14 protein-coding genes are annotated in these 18361 nt (G+C 45.9%); 13 read left to right on the top strand and 1 reads right to left on the bottom strand.

Translation table 11 applies throughout. The annotated features are described in order from the left end of the window. Nucleotides 1-47 precede the first annotated feature (47 nt). From ABD014_RS16925 to ABD014_RS16915, 3 genes are all read left to right on the top strand, one after another. Nucleotides 48-1373 (top strand): extracellular solute-binding protein, encoded by a 1326-nt coding sequence (locus tag ABD014_RS16925; RefSeq protein WP_343863021.1) that lies wholly within the window; start codon nucleotides 48-50, stop codon nucleotides 1371-1373. A gap of 95 nt (nucleotides 1374-1468) precedes the next feature. Further along, complete coding sequence (locus ABD014_RS16920; protein ID WP_343863020.1) at nucleotides 1469-2350, top strand: carbohydrate ABC transporter permease; 882 nt, start codon at nucleotides 1469-1471, stop codon at nucleotides 2348-2350. 13 nt (nucleotides 2351-2363) lie between these two features. Then, nucleotides 2364-3245, top strand: coding sequence for a carbohydrate ABC transporter permease (locus tag ABD014_RS16915; RefSeq protein ID WP_379339613.1), 882 nt, complete (start codon nucleotides 2364-2366; stop codon nucleotides 3243-3245). A 190-nt stretch (nucleotides 3246-3435) separates the two neighbouring features. Here the strand turns inward: ABD014_RS16915 and ABD014_RS16910 are convergent, their stop codons facing one another. Next, the gene (locus ABD014_RS16910) at nucleotides 3436-3891 is read right to left on the bottom strand and encodes a hypothetical protein (protein WP_343863019.1); all 456 of its coding nucleotides are present in this window, start codon (nucleotides 3889-3891) and stop codon (nucleotides 3436-3438) included. A gap of 329 nt (nucleotides 3892-4220) precedes the next feature. Here ABD014_RS16910 and ABD014_RS16905 point away from each other — a divergent pair, with 329 nt between their 5' ends. The 10 genes from ABD014_RS16905 (at nucleotide 4221) to ABD014_RS16860 (ending at nucleotide 18358) form a co-directional block, all read left to right on the top strand. Beyond that, on the top strand, nucleotides 4221-5510 hold the full coding sequence (locus tag ABD014_RS16905) for an MFS transporter (protein WP_343863018.1): 1290 nt from the start codon (nucleotides 4221-4223) through the stop codon (nucleotides 5508-5510). A gap of 228 nt (nucleotides 5511-5738) precedes the next feature. Further along, nucleotides 5739-6446, top strand: coding sequence for a response regulator transcription factor (locus ABD014_RS16900; RefSeq protein WP_343863017.1), 708 nt, complete (start codon nucleotides 5739-5741; stop codon nucleotides 6444-6446). 23 nt (nucleotides 6447-6469) lie between these two features. Further along, nucleotides 6470-7705: a sensor histidine kinase gene (locus ABD014_RS16895; RefSeq protein ID WP_343863016.1), complete on the top strand. Its 1236-nt coding sequence runs from the start codon at nucleotides 6470-6472 to the stop codon at nucleotides 7703-7705. A 217-nt stretch (nucleotides 7706-7922) separates the two neighbouring features. After that, complete coding sequence (locus ABD014_RS16890; RefSeq protein WP_343863015.1) at nucleotides 7923-9167, top strand: ArnT family glycosyltransferase; 1245 nt, start codon at nucleotides 7923-7925, stop codon at nucleotides 9165-9167. A 2-nt stretch (nucleotides 9168-9169) separates the two neighbouring features. Further along, the gene (locus tag ABD014_RS16885; RefSeq protein ID WP_343863014.1) at nucleotides 9170-9898 is read left to right on the top strand and encodes a glycosyltransferase family 2 protein; all 729 of its coding nucleotides are present in this window, start codon (nucleotides 9170-9172) and stop codon (nucleotides 9896-9898) included. Beyond that, complete coding sequence (locus ABD014_RS16880; protein WP_343863013.1) at nucleotides 9888-10325, top strand: DUF2304 domain-containing protein; 438 nt, start codon at nucleotides 9888-9890, stop codon at nucleotides 10323-10325. Before ABD014_RS16885 ends, ABD014_RS16880 begins: the two co-directional genes overlap by 11 nt. A gap of 51 nt (nucleotides 10326-10376) precedes the next feature. Beyond that, on the top strand, nucleotides 10377-12398 hold the full coding sequence (locus tag ABD014_RS16875; protein ID WP_343863012.1) for a copper amine oxidase N-terminal domain-containing protein: 2022 nt from the start codon (nucleotides 10377-10379) through the stop codon (nucleotides 12396-12398). A 203-nt stretch (nucleotides 12399-12601) separates the two neighbouring features. After that, nucleotides 12602-13948, top strand: coding sequence for an MBOAT family O-acyltransferase (locus tag ABD014_RS16870; protein WP_343863011.1), 1347 nt, complete (start codon nucleotides 12602-12604; stop codon nucleotides 13946-13948). Between the two features lie 11 nt (nucleotides 13949-13959). Beyond that, nucleotides 13960-15021 (top strand): hypothetical protein, encoded by a 1062-nt coding sequence (locus ABD014_RS16865; RefSeq protein ID WP_343863010.1) that lies wholly within the window; start codon nucleotides 13960-13962, stop codon nucleotides 15019-15021. A gap of 208 nt (nucleotides 15022-15229) precedes the next feature. Then, nucleotides 15230-18358 (top strand): hybrid sensor histidine kinase/response regulator, encoded by a 3129-nt coding sequence (locus ABD014_RS16860; RefSeq protein ID WP_343863009.1) that lies wholly within the window; start codon nucleotides 15230-15232, stop codon nucleotides 18356-18358. The last annotated feature ends 3 nt before the right edge of the window (nucleotides 18359-18361 follow it).

Raw genomic sequence — 18361 nt, 5'->3', positions numbered from 1 at the left:
TTACAGTAAGCGCTTGATAATTTCTTTTAGAAAAGGGGACTTTCAGCATGAAGAAAAAGGCATGGTCAGTACTCTTGCTCACGATTTGTATGGCAGTCATCGTCTCGGCTTGCGGTGGCGGCGGTAAGAACAATCAAGCGAATGGCTCAGAAGGAAATGATACCGCTTCCGGTGGCGAGAAAGTAACCGTTAAGCTGATGCACTTGTGGCCGGAAGGCGTATCTGCCGGTCAGAACAAAATTGTTAACCAAATCATTAAAGAATACCAAGATGAGAACCCGAATGTCACAATCAAGCAGGAAGTACTGGACAACGAACAATATAAAAATAAATTAAAAGTTCTGTCCGCTTCCAACGAGCTTCCTGATGTCGGCGTAACTTGGGCAGCAGGCTTCATGCAGCCTTATGTAGAAGGCAATCTGTTCACTCCACTCGACGATCTGTTGAACGGTGAACTGAAGGACAAATTCGTTGCCGGTACCACTGAGGCTTACGCTGTTAACGGCAAAACTTATGCACTCCCAATCGAATTCAACATCGCTCCGATTTATTACAATAAAGACCTGTTCGAGAAGAACGGTCTCAGTGTACCAACAACCTATGAAGAATTTAAAAATGTTGTAACAACATTGTCTGCTAAGGGTATCGCTCCAATCGCACTTGGCAACAAGGATCGTTGGACCGGCTCCCTCTGGTACATGTACTTGGCAGACCGTATCGCTGGACAGAAGACACTTGCTGACACCATTAGCGGCTCCGCTTCGTTCACCGACCCAGGTCTGGTTCAAGCAGCTCAAGAAGTGCAATGGCTCGTTGACAACAACGCATTTATTAAGGGCTTCAACGGCCAATCCAATGAAGAAGCGAAATCGGAATTCCTGAATGAGAAAGCAGCGATGTACCTGATGGGCTCCTGGGATATTCCAAACTTCACCACGAATGAAGAAATTCCAAAGGAATTCCGTGATAAAGTCGGATTCTTCAAATTCCCGACTGTGGACGGCGGCAAAGGCGATATTAACAGCTGGGTAGGCGGTCCTGGTGTAGGCTTGTTCGTAGCTGAGAACTCCAAAGTGAAAGACGAAGCTAAGAAATTCGTAGAATATTTCGTAACTAAATGGGGCGAGCAGTCCGTAACTGACGCTGGCGTAATTCCAGCAACGAAGGTTGACGCAGAGAACATGGATTTGCCACAGCTCTACAAGGATCTATTCGCAGAGATGAACCAAGCAAGCAGTGTCACTCTATTCGCAGACGTTCAAATGCCAGCCAAAGCAGCTGAGACGCATTTGAACATGATTCAAGCATTGTTCGGTAAGGCAGTAACACCTCAGGAGTTCGCGGCTGAGCATGATAAGGCTCTCGCTAAGTAATTTCTAAGATGTATGCCAGGAGGACTTATCCCTCGGAAATGCTAGCGGGATAGGTCCTCTCCTCCAATGATTGAAAGGAATGGAGCTGAACCATTATGGATAAAGTGCTGTCCAACAAGAAAATGATTGCTCTCTACGTTCTCCCCTCATTATTGCTTATTCTAACCATTGTCTATATTCCGATTGTCCTTACCGGGTACTATGGTCTGAATGAATGGAATGGCATTGGCAGTATGAAATTTATTGGGCTGGAGAATTACGCTAACTTAATGAAAGACGGGAAGTTTTGGGATAGCGCATGGCATTCTTTGCTCTTGGCCCTATTCTCAGGCCTTAGTCTCATTATCTATTTGATGATTTCCATGGTATTGGCGGCCCGGATTAAAGGGGCTAACTTGTTCCGTAAAATTTATCTTATCCCTATGCTATTGTCATCCGTCGCCATCGCTCAGCTGTGGCTCAGAATTTACAACCCGTCCAACGGTATATTGAACAGTGTCTTGCAATCCATTGGAGTTGATAATCCTCCCGCTTGGCTGGCAGAGCCATCACTGGTATTGTTGGCTCTATTCATTCCAATCCTGTGGCAGTATGCGGGTTTTTATATTCTGATTTACTACGCAGCACTTAAGAATATTCCGACATCCTTGGATGAAGCTGCTCGCATTGACGGCGCCACCTCCTGGCAGATCGCCTGGAAGATCAAGTTCCCGCTGATTATGGAGACGGTTAAAGTAACGATCGTACTCGCTGTTGTCGGATCGCTGAAATATTTCGATCTTATCTTCGTGATGACGGACGGTGGCCCGAACGGATCTAGTGAGGTTATGGCCTCGTATATGTATCATACCGCGTTCAGAGCTTATGATTTCGGATACGGTAGTGCGACTGCCTTCTTCCTGCTTGTCATCTGTCTTGTAGTCACCTGGGTCATTCGCTGGTTAACCAGATCGAAAGATACCATTCAATATTCATAAGAGGGAGGCGTAAATGATGACCGGAAACGTAGAACTGCAAACTAGTGTTAACAGCGGGGGATGGCGCCTACTCGGACGGATTGGATATTCAATCATGTACATCGTCCTGATTATCGTCGCCATATTTCAGTTATTCCCACTCGTCTGGCTGATGTTCTTCTCACTCAAGAACAATCAGGAAGTCTTTAACCTCCCTCCGCTCTCTTTGCCGATGCATCCGCGCTGGGAGAACTATTCGAAGGTATGGAATGCCGGGAATATTGATGTGTATTTCCTGAATAGCTTATGGATTACCGTTGTAGCCACGGTACTAACCGTCGTCCTGGGCAGTCTGGTAACTTACGCGATTACTCGCATGAAGTGGAAGGGCAGCTCTTTCGTTCTCGGCCTGTTCATGGTTGCGATGATGATCCCTGTCCATTCTACATTGATCCCGCTATTCAGTTTCTTCAATAAAGTAGGATTAACGGACCATCCTTTATCATTGGTTCTCTCTTATGTCGCATTTAATATGCCGATTACGATCATGATTCTACTTGGATTCTATTATGCGCTTCCGCGCGAGGTAGAAGAGGCCGCAATCATTGACGGCTGTTCCGTTAACCGGATGTTCTTCCGGATCGTACTGCCAATGACAGGCTCTGTTGTCGCAACGACAGCGATCATTAATATGATCTACAACTGGAATGAATTTATCTTCGTAAATACATTCATCAGTTCAGACTCCTACAAGACACTGACTGTCGGCGTCCAAAACTTCGTCGGACAATACACGACGGACTGGGGCGCAATCGGGGCAACGCTGATGATCAGTATTCTCCCGATCTTGATTATGTTCTTGTTCCTCAGCGATCGTATCGTAGAAGGTATAGCGGCAGGGTCTGTGAAGGGATAATGCAACTGTAGGACAATCCTGGGCTCACGCAAACACGGATACCTTTTATTGCACCGCCTATAAAGCGTCCAGACGCTTTTTAGGCGGTGCTTTTTCAAGAAACAGACACCTGATAATCTGACCTGTCTAATTTTCTATCATCATTTCGTTTGTTAGAGAAAGCAAACCTACAGCGAAGAAAATGGGGAAGTCACCTCATCGGCATTAGCATCTCATCCACTAACTTTAATAAAGTATCGCTTTTTGAACTTAAGATTTTATATTTCTTTTTATTGCTTATAACATCTACAACTACGTATCCTCTATCACTAATCACAATCGAATAATTGTTCGAATTGTAAACTATTACTATATCATAAGCATTTGTCTGGCTTTGAATATTTGTCCTTCCAAAAACCCTTCGATACTTTGTCATCTCTAATAAATCAACAAAATATTCAGCTTCTCTCCCCTTAATCTCAGTCTCCAAAAATTTACTACTTTTCTTTTCGTCAAATCTTACATTAAAGATTACCTTTTCTATACTTTCCAATTCAGGAAAAACGCTATTTGCATTTAGTGGGCGGAAATAATACATTGTACCAACTATCGATATAATGCAAAGAATAATTATAAGGATCCAAGCATACTTATTTTTCTTAGCCAATATTCATCCGCCCCCTTATGAAACAAACAAACTAACTACATATATATGTAGTTAGTTTGTTTCATTTTAGATTATACTTCTTAACATCAACGGACACAGCCACAATTGTCTTTAAGATAATAATCCCCAACCAAGTATAATAGTGCTATTAATGTAATATAAGTCAATACATCCTCCTTATTAATTCACCGAATTGGCTTTCCTTTCATTAAATCGTAATAATTTGAATACTCCTCGCTCATTAGTTTAAGACTTATTTTAGTGCAGCCCTTATATTAATCTCTTTCCCGAAATATACTTTAATATTCTTTATCTAGGAGGGGAACTGCTTGAAGCATAAATGGATCAACTCACCATACACCTTTGCGTTTGGCATGTTTGCTATGATGGTCCCGAGTCAGGCCTTCAGTTCTTTCTATAGTTATTTCTACGTGGAGAAGCTAGGGCTCGGAATAGGGCTAGCTACCCTAGCGCGCACGATCTTTCTAATCTGGGATGCGGTGAACAATCCGTTATTCGGATATTGGTCAGATCGCACGAATACCCGTTACGGAAGGCGTCGTCCTTGGGTATTTGGCACAATTCCCTTATTCATGCTGTTCTTCATCATGGTCTTCTCCCCTCCCAGTGGTTTAACACAAAATACGCTCTTCACCTGGTTCCTGACGGCGCTTATTCTGTTCGAGGCCGCAGCTACGGTACTATGGGTGAATTATGGAGCCCTGTTCCCCGAATTGTTCCGCGGCGATCGGCTGCGGGCCAAGGCTTCAGCGATTCAGCAAGGCTATCAAGTGGTGGCGCTGCTTATCGCGTCCGCATTGACTCCAATTATTTATACCGCACTTAACTTCCCGAGCATGGCTCTGATCTATGCCCTTATATTTGGCGTATTTATGTTCCTCTGTATGATATATGTCCGAGAACGGCCTGAAGCCTCGCAGGAACAACCGCTAAAGCTAGCCAAGGCCTTCAAGATAACGTTAAGCAACAAGAAATTCTGGGTATTCAATATATCCAATTCCTTTGCTCAAACGGTCAATGGCCTGATCAGCTCGATTATCCCCTTCTATGCCAAATACGTCCTAAGAATACCTGAAGCCCAGGTCTCAATCCTGCTGGCTTCCGTGTTCGTCTCGGTCATTCCTCTCGTATTCGTATGGTATTGGATTATCCGTAGAATGGATGGGGTTAAGGCGTGGAGATTATCCCTTATTATATACGCCCTGTCTGTAATTCCGCTCTGGTTCGGCTCTGATTTAGTTAGCGGCATCATTGCCGGTGTTGTCGTTGGCTTCGGCTTGGCTGGATTCCTCGTTACTCCGGCAATAGTCAGTGGAAGAATCATTGATGAAGACGCTGAGAAGACGGGATTACGCAGAGAAGGCATCTATACTGCGGTCGCCGGATTTATTACACGCTCAAGCGGCCTGATCTCGGCGTTAGCCTTCTTCGTCGTTGGCCTTATATTCGGTTATGAGAGCGGCGATAAACCCGGCCCTGATCCTGGGTTAACCTTCCGCTACCTCATTAGCGTCGTCCCCCTCTGCCTGCTAATCGTATCTATCCTGATCTCCTACTCTGCCAAATTCAAATTCAAGGATCATCCATCAACCGAATAAACAGCGTTAATACAAAATAAAGACCGGAAGGGCTTTCGAAGCTCTATCCGGTCCTATTTATATAATGATTTTATAGCTCATATAACGATTCGTCCTCTATTTGATAATATGGTAATAGCGGTTAAAAAAAAGTTAAGTGATTCTTAAGAAAAAAACTCGAATGGAAATGTTATAGTTTTTTTAGAGCATCCTAATACATATATATTATATTTAGCCAGGAGGATCTTCATGTCTGCTAGAGGAACCATATTACTTGTCGATGACGAGAAAGAAATTATTAAATTGATGGATATATATCTTAAAAATGAGGGATACAACCTGTTAAAAGCATCCGATGGCCAAGAAGCGCTTGATATTCTGGAACGTCATCCGGTAGATCTGATCGTGCTGGATGTGATGATGCCGCGAATGGACGGGATTGAAGCCTGCATGAAAATCCGTGAGAATCGGAACATGCCCATCATTATGCTATCAGCGAAAGGTCAGGATATGGACAAAATTGCTGGGCTCAGCATTGGGGCCGACGATTATGTTACGAAGCCATTCAACCCGCTTGAGCTAATGGCTCGCATCAAATCACAACTACGACGCTACCATCAATTCAGCGGTCCGAACCAGCCTCAAATGGATGAGAACGAGATTGAAATCGATGAGCTTATCATCAACATATCTACGCATCAAGTCACTGTAGAAGGACAAGAAGTACAATTAACGCCTCGGGAGTTCGCTATTCTGAAATTGCTGGCCGTTAATCAGGGAATTGTACTGAGCATGGAGAAGATCTATCAAGAGGTGTGGAATGAGCCGTTCATGGAATCGAAAAATACAGTCATGGTTCATATCCGTAGAATTCGTGAGAAGATTGAGAAGGATACCCAGAATCCTAAATTTATCAAGACTGTCTGGGGGATCGGTTATAAGATGGAACGACTCTAAATATCCAGAGAAGGAGAATCCTCATGAATTTAAAATGGGTCAATACGGTGCGGTGGAAATTTTTAGCGATCGTACTGGCCAGCTTAGGGTTAACGGCAATTCTGTTATATCTCGGGTACCAGCTTGGCGTTTACCTTATCACGGTCCCGCCGTTCACCCATTATCTGAACTTCATCGTCGTTAACTATGGCTCTTCCATGGTTATGAGTATAGTAGGTCCTATCCTATTCATTATTCTGTATTATTTACTAACGCGGACAATTATTCGTCGTCTAGAGAATGTTAACAATAGCTTGCAGCAGATGGTTGCCGGCAACTTCGATCAAGAGCTTCACACCTCATCCCACGATGAGATTGGGCAAATTGCCCATAGTATGAATGATCTAGCCCTGCAATTACGCACCAATCTAGACAAAATTTCCTCCGGATTAGGCCAGGTAGCCAGCGGTCAATTGGATCATCGTCTTCATCTGGAGGATGATCCATCAAACGAATGGATGAAATTGGCGGATAGCATTAACCGAATGGCGGAACAGCTTGATCGTTCAATTCAAGAAGAGCGGAATGCTGAGAAGACCAAGAATGATCTAATTACGGGTGTCTCCCATGATCTTCGGACTCCGCTCACTTTGATCCTCGGCTTCCTGGGGGTTATTGAGAATGATCGTTATCATGATGAGGTAGAACTACGCCATTATGTCAACATTGCCTATGAGAAATCACTCGCCCTGAAGAAGCTGGTTGATGAGTTGTTCGAATATACCCGTATCAACAACGGCATGCCCCTGCATGTGGAGGAACTGGATATGGTCGCCTTCCTGCGACAGCTCGCGGAAGAATTCGTACCTAGTCTTAAAAAGGCCGATATGACCTGCCGTATCGCAACGGAACTTAGCTCCCTTATGATCGAGGGGGATGGGGACCTGCTTGCTCGCGGATTTGAGAACCTGATCTCCAATGCCATCCGATATGGCCGCAAAGGTGAATACGTCGATATCGATATTAGCCGCTCCGAAGATTACGCACTGATCAAAGTGATCAACTACGGAGAGCCGATACCGCAAAGCGACCTGCAATTTATCTTCGAACGCTTCTATCGGGGCGACCGCTCCAGATCATCGGGAGGTACAGGCCTTGGACTTGCCATTGTGAAGAGCATCATGGAAGTACATGGAGGCAATATTTCGGCCAAAAGCGATCGTTCACAGACAGAATTTATAGCAAGACTTCCTTTGCCTTTATCCAAGGCTACTAACTAATTACTTTAACTCAATATGACCGATTTTTATGCTCACAAAGTCTGTGGGTATAGGAATCGGTTTTTTTGCACCATTTTGTCCAGAGCATTGTTAAGAAAATTTTAAGACTTTAGATAGGTAGTTATTAAGGATTCCTTTATGGGCCAATAAGAACTCTTCTATATGCTTAATATACCGCTAGTCGGACTGGAATATAGAGAGGAGTACACCCCCCCCCATGTTTACGAATATTACCCATAGGTTAAAGCGCTTGGCTAACCTGAAGACCTTAATATGTATTTTCATTTTTGCAACGGCTTTATTTGTCCGCATCGATTTTGTGAACTCAGTTGAGCATCATATCCCTCATGACAGCTTGAACTATGACATTATGGTCAGACAACTGCTGGAGAAGGGTGTTTACGCATATAAGAGTGAAGAACCGAACGCTCAAGTATCGCCCGGTTACCCTTTATTTATGGCAGGGTCCTACTTGCTGGCCGATTACAAGAATCATGATCCGTATCCATTGATCAGATACATTCAGATCGGATTCAGCATGGTGACCCTATGGCTGGTCTACTTGACAGGTCGAAGGTTAGGCGGGGAATGGGCCGGCATAATAGCAGCAGCCATCTTGGCCATATATCCCCCCTTCGTCTGGGCGAATGGAGCCATATTAACCGAGACGCTGGCCGCTATGCTATTCATGCTATATGTATACCTGCAGCTGAGAGTCTTCGAGAAAGAGACCGCATTATCCGCCATACTGGCTGGAGGAGTGCTTGGATTACTAGTCCTTACCAGACCAGAATTTCTCATTCTTATTCTTCCAGCGTATGCCTTCTTCTGGCTGTGGCGAAAAAGATCCGCTCACGTGGTGAAGCTGGCAGCGGTCTCTTGTCTGGGGATCGCCATTGTATTGACGCCCTGGATTGTACGAAATATGGTCACGATGCACCAATTCATTCTGACTTCTACGCAGGTTAATCCATTTGCAGCCGGTACCTATCCAAATAAGAACTATGATGACAATATGGTTGACCGCAAAGGTAAGACCCAGATGGAGGTAGCTAAGGAGCGCTTGAAGGTAGGATTCACAGAGCATACCTGGACCTTTGTTAAATGGTACACCATTGGCAAAACACGCTATATTTATGGACGAATGTTCTTCGGAGCAGGACATTCACCAGTATATCCTGTGATTCCGCTCGGCAATTTGTATCATAGAACGATTCTATTAGGTGGTTTTATATCCACGGTTGCCCTACTGCGCAGATGGCGCCAGCCTGCCGTTCTGCTGGTCGTCCTGGTGGTAGCGATCAGCATTACAAGATTGGCCTTCGTTCCAGAATTTCGTTATAACTTTACAGCGATGCCGCTGTTCATCATACTCGCCAGCCTGCTTGCCGCCACAGCTCTGGATTATTTGCTCGGGCGGCGATCAAATAAAGAACCATTATCTGTCGGAGAGGAGCACTGAGAATGAATCAAAAAGTACTTATTATTATTCCCGCCTATAACGAAGCAGAAGGAATCCGGCGAGTGATTGCCGATGTCCGTCACCATATCCCCTATGCCGATATTCTGGTCGTGAATGACGGATCGAGTGATTTGACAGGAGATGAAGCCGCCAAGGAAGGCGTACTCGTCGTCAATCTCAGCTGCAATCTGGGCATCGGAGGCGCCGTTCAGACCGGTTATAAATATGCGCAAAGACACGGATACCAATATGCAGCCCAATTAGATGGAGATGGACAGCATAACCCGCGAGACTTCGACCGATTGCTTGGAGAGCTACAGCAAAGCCGCACAGATATGGTTGTTGGCTCCCGCTTCATGGAGAAGCAGGGGTTTCAATCCACCTTCGCTCGTAGAATCGGCATCGATCTGCTGTCAGGGCTGCTGACGTTGCTGCTTCGCCGTAAAGTGACGGATCCGACCTCAGGTTACCGCGTTTGCGGTCCACGAGCCATCGCATTATTTGCTCAGGAGTATCCTGCCGATTATCCGGAAGTTGAAGCGCTTGTCCAACTTGACAACTGCGGTTGTACCTTTAGTGAGGTTCCCGTTGTCATGCGCCAGCGCTTAACCGGAAGCTCAAGCATTCGAGCTCTGGGCTCAGTCTACTATATGGTCAAGGTAATTATGTCCGTTCTAATTACAAGAACAAAGAAGAAAGAAAAGAAGTGGGATCTAGGCTATGAAAATTGATGTTTTTATTCTCAGTTTTATGATCTGTATGATTTTTCTAGGCATTACCATATATTTGATCCGCAACGGGAAGCTGCGTGAACAGTATGCCATTCTCTGGGTTATTCTTACGGCCGTCATGATGCTGCTGTCGCTATTTCCTTCATTGATTGACGGCATGGCCAAGCAAATCGGCGTATCTTATGCGCCTTCCCTGCTCTATCTGCTCGGTCTGATCAGTGTTCTATTCATTTTGCTTCATTTGACAATAGCCGTATCTTCGCTAACCGCACGGTTTATTGTCTTAACGCAAAAGATTGGGATGCTGGAACAAGAAAACCTGGCGCTTCGTCAAGGGAGTAAAGAGATCACTACCGATCCAGCAATCCGGATGATCGAGACTAAGAGCCAATCAAAATTGCAAGAAGGGTCTAATCAGTTTCTATAAGTCGAATTTCAATTCGACCTAATATATCAGCTATGCAAGTTGAGAGGAGAAGTGGAAGACATCAAGAATATGGGGAAAATAACGGCAGGACTGGCTGCGCTGTTGATCACGGGCCAATTGGCCACGGCCATCCCTGCTGCGAAAGCGGAGGCTGCTTCTACAGAGCCTTTGCAAGAGAGCAAAGCACAGTTGGAGCAGTCAAATTGGAAGCAAATCGCTATTTATATCGATAGCAGCAAAGTGGAGCAGGACGGCAAGGCTTACCAAGCCCCTCGCCCTGCCATCGTCAAGAATGGAGCCACCTATGTAGGACTTCGCTTCATGGCCGAGCGCCTGGGAGCAACGGTAACCACAGACTCCAAGACCAACGAGACGATCATTCAGCTTGGCAGCATAGAGTTGAAATATAAGAACAACAGCAAGAGCTATAGTCTAAACGGAACGGCTTACCCGCTAAAGACAGCTCCTTATACGGACAACAATGTTCTAATGGTCCCTTTAATCCCATTCATTCAAAGCTTGAATATTCCTTATACCGTAGATAACAAGACCATCACCCTGCAGCGTTCCACTAAGCCGGTTGCCTCGTTCAAGGTGCAACCACAAGAGATTGTTGCCGGCGAGACTACTGTAATCTATGAGACGAATTCATACTCCCCGTTGGGACTGGATATTGTCGATGAACGCTGGGAAGGGAAGGAAGAGATCTTCGGCAAACCTGGTGCATATTCTGTCAGTTACTCCGTACAGGACTCAGAAGGAGTCTGGAGCGATCCTTTTACACTGACCTTGGAAGTAGTAAAACCCAACGAGCCTCCGGTAGCCAATTTTACTACTGATAAAGACGTATATCGAATGGGTGAACCTATCATTTATACGGATCTGAGCTCGGATGATGAAGACGCCATTGTCGACCGGATATGGGCAAATAAGGAGGAGGCCTTCTTCACACCAGGCAGCGTTACAATAAACCTTGAGGTGAAGGATAAGCACGGAGCCATCGGTGAATTCAGCAAAACGATCAAAATTACCGATGAGACGCTATACACCCGTGAAGAGTTCTACAAGCTCTTTACACCGGTAGGAAATAAACTCGCTGTTGATGGCTACTCGGTTAAAGCGATGGAAGCAATTCCTTATAGTTACCAGACAGAACCAGTAACCTTGTTCCGCAGCAGCGGACCAGAATCGATCAATTCGGAAGGGATACTCTATCAGGATACGATTACCGGGGATGCCCGCTTTCTGTTACATCATAAGAACCAACTCGGTAAGCCGGCCAAACTCTATGTTCTTGCCGAGAATCCGGGCACTTCCCCAGCTACCGTTACACTCAACAATGAGGCAATGGCTGGTCCTACATCCTATGCAGAATGGGCAGGGCGCGTTTCACTGACCCGTTATTTTGAAGGCTTATTGGCTGCGAAGAGTCCTCAGAAGATAACCCTACAACCGGGAGAGAAGCGAATCATATGGAATAGTATCAATAAGAATCCAATGAAGCCTGAAGAGATCATCACCTTCACCGGAGACTTAAGCAGTGATGCGCCCGTTCGCTACACTTCTTTGTTGGTCTTGGCCAACCGTGACCCGATCGCCGACCTAGAGAAGCTGCCTTATCTAGACCCGAATGAATCTATCGTCCGAGGTACTTTTGCGGATTCGACCCGTGTCTTCGTATATAATGATCCCGTTGGTGCCCGTTCAGTCAAGCTCTCTTTAACCGACAATAGAGAAGATCCTTTTCAACAAGGATTAGATGGGATCAAAGGAACCGAGGCCTTGAACTCTGGAAATTACGGCTTGGTTTACAAGCTGAAATTAAATCATGTTGCTGCGAATACGCTTATTTTATTTAATCCACGCGGCGGACTGTTTGTCGGATCTGCAGTCGTAAATGGTGACGTAGTGACCTTCGGCCATAGTGGCAAAGAAGATATATCCAGCACGGCCAGCGTTCTGTATCGGACTGGCAATCAAGAGGAGAGCGTAGAGATTTGGATTAGTCCTGCTGCAGGCAGCAATCTACCTTTTGTCCTGCTGTTCGAGCCTATTCCAAAGAAAAAAAATTAGATAGACCGTTTTTAGCGCTACAAATTTTCTGAGTTCGGTGCAGGGAAGGCACCTTTGGCGCGATATGAATGCTTCTACACGAAGCTTCAAGAAAGCTCACCAGACATCGAAGTAAAAGGAGCATTCCTGTGATTTTCTCAACCTATACCTTTATTTTGCTATTTCTACCCATTACGTTTTTCGGATACAGGTTGCTTAGCTTGATGAACAATAGCCTATACGCCAAAATTTGGCTCGTCATCGCTTCGTTATACTTCTACGCGCAGGGCAGCGGCAAATTTTTCTACATTTTCACCTTTATCGTGCTGTTCAATTACGTGATTGGGACGATGATCGTTCGCTCTTCGGGCCCTCTGTTCCGACGGCTTCTTCTTGGGGTAGGGCTTTTCGAGAACATCGCAACTCTCGCCTATTACAAATATACGAATTTCTTCTTAGAGAACCTGAATGCCGTATCTGGGCATTCTTATTCTTTAAAGAACATCATATTGCCGATAGGCATTTCGTTCTTTACCTTTCAGTTAATCGCTTTTCTCGTCGACTGCTATCGGAGGAAGGTCGAGCAGTTCAGTCTCATCAATTATTTAGTATTCATCACCTTCTTCCCTCAGCTTGTTGTCGGACCGATTGTCCATCACAGCGACATCATCCCCCAGCTTGAAGAACGGCAGCAGCGGCTGTTCCATAGCGAGAACTTCATGCGGGGCGTATTCCTGTTCTCGATGGGCTGCGCCAAGAAGATTGCGCTTGCGGATCCGTTGACAGCCTTCGCCCAAGGCTTCTATTCCGATGTCGCCTCGGCAGACTCGATAACAGCCTGGCTGGCTGTTATCGGTTACACCTTCTCTTATTATTTCGATCTGTCCGGCTATGCGGATATGGCGATCGGCATTGGATTAATGTTCAATATCCGTTTGCCGTCCAACTTTAATTCTCCTTACAAGGCGCGGAACTTCCGCGTTTATTGGCAGCGATGGCATATAACGCTGTCCCGATTCTTGTCCGATTATATTTTTCGAGGGATATACAAAAAGGGGCGCGGCAGCTTCAACTTCTATTTCGCTGTCATGGTCACCTTCCTCGTGTCCGGTATGTGGCACGGTGCAGGCTGGACGTTCATTCTATGGGGCATTCTGAACGGCGTCTTCGTCTGCGCCTCCCACTTCATGTACAGGAACAAAATCGCTCTGCCATTCGCCCTTGCATGGACACTTACTTTTATCGGAATTATTGCGACAAGAATTTTATTCGTCTCTACCGACCTCCTGCATGCGGGCAAGGTACTGAAGGCGCTATTCCAATTCCATGAATTTGCTGGCCTGAGCGCGATGGGCATTGCCAAAGAGATTGTCATCTATATCGCCTATCATCTGTATACCTGTGTGCTGCTGCTGATTGCTGCTTGCATCATCTATTTTGCCAAAAATTCAGAGCAAATCTTGGATCGTTTCAAGCCCAACTTTCGATATGCGCTGGCAACCGCATGTTTGCTAGTGCTTTCTTTGTCTCAAATGACGACCGTTTCGGATTTCCTATACTTTCAGTTCTGAGGTGCAATGTGATGCAATTCTGTAAATGGATCCTGAAGTTCGCCTTGGCTCTCGTCATTGCGGGGTTGCTGCTATGCGGTCTCAACGTTGTCGTGGACCCGTTTGGTGTGTTCGGAGATCGCATATTAAAGTGGTATTCCTATGACATGGTCAACAACCCGCGCGTAGCCAAGATTGGCTACTTGGATCAGTATCACGGTAACTATGATTCTTTCATCATCGGAGGATCCAAATCGAGCTCTATCTCGCCGGCTCTGCTGAACAAATATTACGGCGACGCCCGCTTCTACAGCATGCTCATGTACGGCGGCGACTTCCATGATTATGAGAAGACGCTGTATTATATCGTCGATCATTACCATCCGAAAAATATCGTGCTTCACATGAGCCTGCAGGAAATCGGACATTATCATGAGACGCGCGACGAAATCAAAAAATCGATGCACGCCAAAGTGATGAAGGAATCGCAGTTCCTTTTTTATCTCAAATATTTGACCTTGAACCCGGTGTATGCCTACGAGAAGCTTGAGGCCTATGGCAAAAGGGCGATCGACTCCTTCGAATACTCACAGATTGTTCCCGAAAGCGGCGTCTACAATAAAGTGCGGAGAGATGCTGAGGATTTAAGCGATCTCGACAAATATTTGGAAGCAAATCCACAATTCAAGCACGGCTTCGGTAAGATCGAGACAGTGGCGCTTGATAAGAACGTAGAGTCGCTTAGACGGATGAAGGAATATTGCGAAGCGAGAGATATCAGCTTCATGATGATTACAGGGGCAACCTACACGCTCGAGATGAAGAGCTATAACCTAAAAGACTTGAAGGAATACTGGGCCAAGCTCGCGAGCGTAACCGATTTCTGGGATTTCACTGGGTATACGCCTGTCAGCGACGAACCGCGCAACTTCTATGACGTGATGCATTACAGAAATCCGATCGGCGTTATGATGCTTGGCTATATTTTCAACGATCCGAACGTTGAAGTGCCCCCAGGTTTCGGCCATTATACGACGAAGGACAATGTCGCAGCGCATGCCGAAAAAGTATTTACGAAGCCAAGTGAGCATTAATCCTGTAGAGGTAGATACTCTTAATATGCCTGAACGATCAGGGCAATCGCTTACGAAATTTCGGAAGGACGAAAGTTGGAGAAGGTGAAGCGACCTCCCCCGTAATCCGTACAACCGCTCATATATATTAACTGATATTGCATCATATATTGCTGATCATAACGTTTTGCTAAAGGAATAGGCCCCTTTATGCCGAATTTCTATGGTTATGCGAATAAAAAATACTTCAGTCCTAAAATATATAACTATTATTACATTGTTTATCAGTATTCTGCTTAGCCTCCGGTGGATTTGGTCCGAGGTGATCTTTCCTCCTGCGGAACGCCTTATCGCCGTCAACGGTGTGATTGATCTGCGCGGCAGAGAGTTTGACAACACCTCCACCTTTGCTCTGAATGGGCTATGGGAATTCTATCCTGGGCAATTGTTATCTCAGCAGGATATGCAGGCGAGTAAACATACGGCAAGCTATATCCATGTTCCAGGCAACTGGGAACAGCCCATATCAGAAGGATCGAATCTATCCTTTGGTTCCGGAACGTATCGACTTCGAATTTTGTTTGATCCATTGGAGCAGCCCGTCGCATTCTGGCTACGGGGCATTCAGGCTTCCTCCGCTGTACAAATAAATGGGATAGCCGAGAATTCCTTCGGCAAACCTGCTGCTGACAAACAGCAATACAAACCCAGAAATACTTCCTATACCGCTTCCTATTCAAGGCTAGGGGCAACGGAAATCGAACTAATCATTCAAGTAGCTAATTATGATGATCCCTACAATGGAGGTATCATACAATCGATTCGCTTCGGCTCCCAGGCCGCAATCGATTTTACACGCTGGTACTCGATTGGATTCCAGATGGTTACATTTATTACGCTGCTGCTCCATGGACTATATGCATTTATATTTTATCTGTTCAACCCTAGAGAGAGAACTCTGGCCCTAGTCTGCTTATTAACGATGGCAGCAGCCACAGCGACAATAGCGGGCTATGACAATATACTCTTAATTTGGCTTCCAATTAACTATACATGGGCACTTAAGGTGAGACTGCTGGCTCAGTTGTGGCAACCCCTGCTTATTCTGCTTGTATTCAGAGGGCTTACTCCTATTAAACTGAACATTGTCTGGTTAAAGATCTGTACCCGATTGCTTGGTATATATACGGCATTCATACTGGTTGCACCAGCTGTATTCATTAACGGATCCGTCGAACTAGGGGTATTTGGAATATTGTATCTCTTCCCCTTCCTCTGGTTCATTTACGTAATAACCACAATGATTCTGAAGGGAAAGAACAACAACGGTCGCGTATTTCTGCTACTATCGGCGACAGGTATCATATCGAACATCCTATGGGCCATATGGAACTCCTATAATGATACGTCTCTAGTCTACTACCCCTTGGACATGATTGCGGCGATTATCGGTTTCGCAGCGTACTGGTTCAGAGAGTTCTTCCTCCAATCCGCCGAGAATGCCAAGCTCAACGAGAAGTTGAGAAAGGAAGACAAGCTTAAGGATCAATTTCTTGCCAACACTTCGCATGAACTAAGAACACCGCTGCATGGGATTATGAATATCGCTCATACCATCCTGACTAAGGAACAGCAGAAGCTTGACCCTACGAGTCTAAAAAATATGAACCTGCTTATCACGATCAGCCGCCGTATGTCACATATGCTTGACGATCTGCTGGATGTCGCCCGCCTTCATGAGCACCGTATCATTCTGCAGAAGGAGCCGCTGAAAATTCAAGCCATTGTTCCTGGAATTTTTGAAATGCTTCGGTATATGGTAGATGACAGGCCTGTCCGCCTCGACATGAACATTGCGGAATCATTGCCAGCTATTATAGCGGATGAGAAAAGGCTCGTACAAATCTTGTATAACTTATTGCATAACGCGATCAAATACACGGAGGAAGGCAGCATCTCTATATCCGCGGCAGTTAAGGATGACCGTGTCCATATTCATGTATCCGATACAGGGGTCGGCATGGATCAAGAGACACAGAGCCGTATATTCCTTCCTTACGAGCAGGGCGCACACGGAATAAGTGATGGAAGAGGGATTGGACTCGGATTAAGTATATGCCAACAGCTCATTGAGCTGCACGGAGGAACATTGAGTGTTCAATCGAAGGTCGGTAAAGGCTCTGTATTCAGCTTCGACGTGCCGTTGGCCGACTCATCGGATATCCTGATATCGCACAACTCACCCTACCACTTGGACATGACCAACCGGATTAAGGAAGATTATGCCGAGTTGGTTATTCCAGACACCTCGGCCGGAGAATGGACAGCAACCGGGATGAGCCCTGCTCTCCTGGAAGGTGAAACCGTGCATATCCTTGCTGTTGATGATGATCCACTCAACCTGAATGTGCTTATCGGCATTCTCTCTATAGAACCATACTGCATTACGAAGACTCACTCCGCCCAAGAAGCCCTGGAATTGCTTGGTACCAGACAATGGGATTTGGTGATCGCTGACGTTATGATGCCGCATATGTCCGGGTATGAACTGACACAGCGGATAAGAGCCAATTATTCCTTATCCGAACTTCCCGTTCTACTGCTGACCGCGCGCAGCCAGCCAGCTGATATCTATACAGGCTTCCTCTCGGGCGCCAATGATTATATGACCAAACCTGTGGACGCCATGGAACTGAGATACCGGGTCGAGGCACTGACCACCTTGAAAAGGTCAATCAAAGAACGCCTCCGTATGGAAGCAGCCTATCTGCAGGCACAGATTCACCCGCATTTTCTGTTCAATACGCTGAATTCCATCATGGCGCTAAGCGAGGTAGATTCTGAGAAGATGCTAAGACTGGGAGATGCGTTCGCCTCTTTCCTACGTATCAGCTTCGACTTCCTTAATACCGGAGAGCTCGTCCCGTTATCCCACGAACTGCAACTGGTTGAAGCCTACTTATATATTGAGAAGGAACGATTCGGGGACAGGTTGTCTATTGTGTGGGAGGTCGAGCAGAACATTCAACTGCGGCTTCCTCCGTTGTCCGTACAACCACTGGTTGAGAATGCTGTCAGACACGGCCTGCTGAGCCGTCTACAAGGCGGTACTGTACGAATTCGTATTGTACAGCAAGAGATGAGTACACTTATCGAAGTGGACGATAACGGCAAGGGTATGGATCAGGAAATGATTAGTCAATTACTGGACTCTGCCCTGCAGGGAAGGAGCGGGATTGGGATCGCCAATACAAACCGGCGGCTGATCCAATTGTACGGTAAGGGATTGTCCATTAGCAGCAAGCCCGGTGAAGGAACGACTGTATCCTTTGTCATCCCGAATCATCGAAATCGCTAGAGC

The organism is Paenibacillus motobuensis, from assembly GCF_039521865.1.
GTDB lineage: Bacteria > Bacillota > Bacilli > Paenibacillales > Paenibacillaceae > Fontibacillus > Fontibacillus motobuensis.
This window is presented reverse-complemented; position numbering and strand designations above follow the sequence as displayed.

Bases quoted from the DNA above. Each gene is read 5' to 3' on its own strand.
- ABD014_RS16925 (WP_343863021.1), top strand. From the start codon at position 48: ATGAAGAAAAAGGCATGGTCAGTACTCTTGCTCACGATTTGTATGGCA.
- ABD014_RS16920 (WP_343863020.1), top strand. From the start codon at position 1,469: ATGGATAAAGTGCTGTCCAACAAGAAAATGATTGCTCTCTACGTTCTC.
- ABD014_RS16915 (WP_379339613.1), top strand. From the start codon at position 2,364: ATGATGACCGGAAACGTAGAACTGCAAACTAGTGTTAACAGCGGGGGA.
- ABD014_RS16900 (WP_343863017.1), top strand. From the start codon at position 5,739: ATGTCTGCTAGAGGAACCATATTACTTGTCGATGACGAGAAAGAAATT.
- ABD014_RS16895 (WP_343863016.1), top strand. From the start codon at position 6,470: ATGAATTTAAAATGGGTCAATACGGTGCGGTGGAAATTTTTAGCGATC.
- ABD014_RS16890 (WP_343863015.1), top strand. From the start codon at position 7,923: ATGTTTACGAATATTACCCATAGGTTAAAGCGCTTGGCTAACCTGAAG.
- ABD014_RS16885 (WP_343863014.1), top strand. From the start codon at position 9,170: ATGAATCAAAAAGTACTTATTATTATTCCCGCCTATAACGAAGCAGAA.
- ABD014_RS16880 (WP_343863013.1), top strand. From the start codon at position 9,888: ATGAAAATTGATGTTTTTATTCTCAGTTTTATGATCTGTATGATTTTT.
- ABD014_RS16870 (WP_343863011.1), top strand. From the start codon at position 12,602: ATGAACAATAGCCTATACGCCAAAATTTGGCTCGTCATCGCTTCGTTA.
- ABD014_RS16865 (WP_343863010.1), top strand. From the start codon at position 13,960: ATGCAATTCTGTAAATGGATCCTGAAGTTCGCCTTGGCTCTCGTCATT.
- ABD014_RS16860 (WP_343863009.1), top strand. From the start codon at position 15,230: ATGCGAATAAAAAATACTTCAGTCCTAAAATATATAACTATTATTACA.